The following is a 3,489-nucleotide window of genomic DNA, read 5'->3' on the forward strand; positions in this document are numbered from 1 at the left end:
ACCGCTCTTTCCCGGCACATCCATCGTGTCCGGGCTCTCGCCCAATGGAATAACGCGACCGCTCTCAGCGCCTGAATACCCATCCCCCGGGCGTTTCCTACCTTGCGTCAGTTAACGTGACATCACCTTCGCCGATTACCTTGTTTGTTCAGCCATCCGTCCCCTTTCGCCCGATCCTGAGTGACCACCAAGGATCAAGCATCTCATGATCCCCCAGCAGGCCGAAAAATCATAAGACAAGACGACCACGAGGAGGGATTTAGAGGACTATCGTGTAGGCATAGTTCTCATCTGGTTCCGGCGTGGCCCGTCCGCCGAGATTCGAACCTTGACTGGATAGAATGTGTGCACAGGTCCGCTATCCGCCTTTTCCACGAGAACGTCGGATGATTCATGTCAGCTTTTGGGAAACTCTCCCAACCCCCTAGATGACCGGCATGAAGGCGACTATCGCCTGTTTGCTCATGCATCTGTGAGTGGACAGGCGGATCAGGGGGGGGAAGACCGGAAGGTCCGCTCTTGGATAAAAAACACGGAAGCCGGGCATCAAGACGAGTGTGTGGCTCTTCAGTGAGCCTGCTGATTGGACTAAAACTCGCTGGAGAAATACTCTTATCTCTGCCGCCAAACAGGCAGGCCGACCTACTCATGCCAAAACACGCAACGCGAAAGTCATAACGCGGATCCGTTCGTCATCATGCATTGTCCTCAAAATCGGGTAGATGGGATTGCAACGATAATTCTTCGATCTTTCAGCTGTGGAATCAGCCTGGACCATCGCTTGCGGCCGCGAGGAGCGGCACAATGACATCGCTGATCGGCGTTGGGATGCCGTGTCTGCGACCTCGACGCAGGACGACACCGTTGCGGATATCCCATTCAAGGGGTTGACCCGCTTCACGGTCCATAAGAATGGAAGTGCCCATGTCAGAAGGAGATGCCTGAAACTTGTCGAGGATCGCCTGATTGTTGACGCTGGCCCTAACGATCGGGAAGCCTCGCGTATTCAGCACAGGCAGCATCACCCAGCGTCTCGATCCGGCAAACAGTGTCATCGGCGCAGGAGGCAAGCAGGAGCCCGGTAATCAGGAAGGCTCCTCGCAGGCTGCGTGACATATTTTGCAATATGCCTCTTTATCAATTCCAGCTGCCTCTGCGAGGCAAGCGTTCGGAAGGGTGTCAGGTCTGGAGATGTGCCTTGAGATGCGATCACTGTCAGGGATAGATGGGTGTACGGGGGCGTAAGTGGTTGGATTAGAAAAGGGCAGGGTAGGGGCACAGACGAGAGCCTGCGAGCCCCCCCTCCTGGAGACCAGAGCGATGTCGAGATGGCGGTTATCGGGGGCTGGACGAACCCGCTGCGCGGATTCACGCTGACAGACTGCCCCCACTTTTTACAGCCGCAGGATATGAACTAGATTAATCTGGGACGGATTAGTGTGAAGGAGAGCCTCGTTGACCCGCATTCTCAACTGCCCGACGAGAAGGTTTGTTTATTGAGCGTCCATCGATCACCTCCAGGCGAAGCTCGTGGGGACGATCCCGTCAGGGTATTGGCACTCCACGGTGTTACCATGTCGGGTTCGGCATGGCAGGAGGTTGCGCCATTACTGCCAGACACATGGGAGTTCGTCGCGCCGACTGCCCTGGGGCACCGGGGAGGCCCCCTGTTGAGCGGAAAGGCGACGATCACACGTTTGGTCGATACGGCAGAGGAAACGATCAGGCAGAGCGGAGGTCATCGTTGGCACATCGTCGGCAATTCGATCGGCGGCTGGATGGCGCTCGAACTTGCCCGACGCGGCCATGCACTCAGTGTTCTGGCCATTTCACCGGCCGGCTGCTGGACGCCCGGGAAGCCTGACGCGTCGCGCGCGACTGATCGCCTCATTTCCATGCGCAAGCGGGCAAAAATGGTGGCGCCCCTGTCCCTCGTCTTGATGCGTATACCTGCAATTCGCAGGTTCGCGATGCGGGATGTCGCCTCGCACGCCGATCGTCTTAACGCCCGGCTGGCGATCAGGATGGTTCGCGACCTCGTCGAGTGCGACGCCGCTGATGACCTGCTCGCGACCACCGAGTGGGAGGCAGGCTTCGATCCGCCGCCGTGCCCGCTCACCTTTGCCTGGGGTCAGTGCGATCGTATCTTCCCGGTCGAGGTCAATGGCGCCATTGCTCGCGCCCGCGTTCCACAGGCGAGGTGGCTCGACATGGGCGATCTCGGCCATGTTCCGATGATCGATGATCCTGCTTTCGTTGCGCGTACGATCGTCGAACACCTACAATGGGTCACGCGCGCCTCGACGCCTTGAATTGCGAGACCTGTCAGATCCCATGAGGAAGGGATAGCGAGCCGCGTCAGAGTGTGCTTGCTGAAACTCTCTGGAGAGCAAGATCATGCTCAAGGCATCTGATCATCCCGCGACACCGGTCGCCATCCGCGTCGATCTTGGCGCAATTTTCGTTTCATTGGAACTTGGGAAATCGAGTTGGCTTGTCACATCGCTTTCACCCGGAAGCGAATAGACGTCGCGTCACATGATTCAAGGTGGCGATATTGCGGGTCTTTATCTCCTGTTTCAAAATTCTTCGCGATAAGGCGCGCGCCCGGAAGGGCAGGCTTTTCCCACTCGTTGTGATTCAGGAAGCCGGCTTGGATGGCTTCTGGATTGACCGGACGTTGAACAAGGAAGAATGGATCGAGAGCCGCGGCGTCGATCGCGGTTTCTCGCAAGCATTGGCGTGCGAAGACGGACCGTATCGACGGCGAAATGCTGGTCCGTACCCTGCTGGCGTTCAAACGCGGTGAAGCGTGGGTCTGCTCCATGGTCCGTTCTCCGTCGCGCGAAGAGGAAGACCGCCGACGTTTCGGTCGGGAGCGTAAGGTCCTGGTTGGTGAGCGGACCCGGCACATCAACCGCGTCAAAGGTCTGCTGTTCGGTCAAGGTATTCGGGGTTACCAGCCGCTACGCCGGGATCAGCGTGCGTGTCTCGACGAGCTACGAACGGGCGATGGACATCCCGTGCCGAATCATCTCAAGAGCTAGATCGGGCGCGAACTGGGCCGCATCGAACTCCTCATGGAGCAGATCAAGGCGGTTGAGGGCGAACGGGATAAATCGGCGAAGATGAGCCTCAACGAACATTCGCCAGTCGCCCAGTTGCAGGGTCTTAAAGGAATTGGCACCGAGTTTGCTTCCGTGCTGACGCAGGAACGACTGTTCCGGCATTTTCACAATCGGCGACAGATCGCCGCCTATGCCGGTCTGGCGCCGTCGCCGTGGAAGAGCGGATCAATCGATCGCGAACAGGGCGTATCGAAATCCGGCAATCCACGTCTGCGGACAACCACGATGTGAGGTTGATCGTGGCGTTCCGTCGGCACACGCTGCTGCCACTGGACGATTGCCTTTATGCACTGCAGGCAACGATCCCGCATCTGACCCGGTCGTCCTTGCATCGCTGCCTTCAGCGACATGGCATTTCGCG

At 58.2% G+C, this 3,489-nt stretch carries 4 protein-coding genes and 2 pseudogenes; 5 read left to right on the plus strand and 1 reads right to left on the minus strand.

Translation table 11 applies throughout. The annotated features are described in order from the left end of the window. Positions 1-764 precede the first annotated feature (764 nt). Entirely contained in the window at positions 765-1,022 is a 258-nt protein-coding gene (locus F3J08_RS17640; RefSeq protein WP_370458769.1) for a ketopantoate reductase C-terminal domain-containing protein, read from the minus strand. On the opposite strand from F3J08_RS17640, the gene F3J08_RS17345 reads away from it, so the two are divergent. The 5 genes and pseudogenes from F3J08_RS17345 to F3J08_RS16685 all read left to right on the plus strand — a co-directional run. After that, the gene (locus F3J08_RS17345) at positions 970-1,113 is read left to right on the plus strand and encodes a hypothetical protein (RefSeq protein ID WP_166931856.1); all 144 of its coding nucleotides are present in this window, start codon (positions 970-972) and stop codon (positions 1,111-1,113) included. The two genes, F3J08_RS17640 and F3J08_RS17345, sit on opposite strands and share 53 nt — an antisense overlap. A gap of 326 nt (positions 1,114-1,439) precedes the next feature. Continuing rightward, complete coding sequence (locus F3J08_RS16675) at positions 1,440-2,312, plus strand: alpha/beta fold hydrolase (RefSeq protein WP_370458767.1); 873 nt, start codon at positions 1,440-1,442, stop codon at positions 2,310-2,312. Between the two features lie 85 nt (positions 2,313-2,397). After that, a complete protein-coding gene (locus tag F3J08_RS17645; protein ID WP_370458768.1) occupies positions 2,398-2,526 on the plus strand; it encodes a hypothetical protein in 129 nt (42 codons plus the stop codon). A gap of 12 nt (positions 2,527-2,538) precedes the next feature. Then, positions 2,539-3,344, plus strand: a pseudogene (locus F3J08_RS17350) (transposase); the annotation flags it as partial. 20 nt (positions 3,345-3,364) lie between these two features. Then, positions 3,365-3,489: pseudogene (locus tag F3J08_RS16685) on the plus strand (IS481 family transposase); the annotation flags it as partial.

Source organism: Asaia sp. As-1742 (genome assembly GCF_011753235.1).
GTDB lineage: Bacteria > Pseudomonadota > Alphaproteobacteria > Acetobacterales > Acetobacteraceae > Asaia > Asaia bogorensis_B.